Origin of the sequence: Micromonospora sp. CV4, from assembly GCF_003667455.1 — a bacterium.
Classification (GTDB): domain Bacteria; phylum Actinomycetota; class Actinomycetes; order Mycobacteriales; family Micromonosporaceae; genus Micromonospora.
Map to the genome: position 1 here is coordinate 1 of NZ_RCVI01000267.1, position 381 is coordinate 381.

Consider the following 381-nt stretch of genomic DNA (forward strand, 5'->3'; position numbering starts at 1 on the left):
GGCCAGCAGCATGCCGGCCGCGGCGACCAACCGGAGCACCCGGCGGGCCACCGGCACCGTGGGCACCTCGCCGGCCGCCGGCAGGCACTCCTCGTCACAGCCGGACGAGGGCCGCCACAGGTCGTGCGGCGCGGCGGTCACCGGTCCACCCCGCCCAGGAAGTGCCGCAGGTAGCGCGGGTTCATCCGGTCCAGCGAGAAGAGCACGTAGAAGTCCGCCACCCCGAAGTCGGGGTCGTACGACGGCTCGCCGCAGATCCACGCGCCGAGCCGGAGGTAGCCACGCAACAGTGGCGGCACCGCGGCACGGCCGACCGGGTCGGCGGCCACCGGGCCAGCGGCGGTGGCCGGCTCGGCGAACCACGGCCGCAGCAGCTGGCCC

Annotated in this window: 1 pseudogene; it reads right to left on the reverse strand. The window is 76.4% G+C overall.

Annotated features, from left to right (window positions below):
- Positions 1 to 137: 137 nt before the first annotated feature.
- Positions 138 to 381, reverse strand: a pseudogene (locus EAD98_RS16365) (GNAT family N-acetyltransferase); the annotation flags it as partial.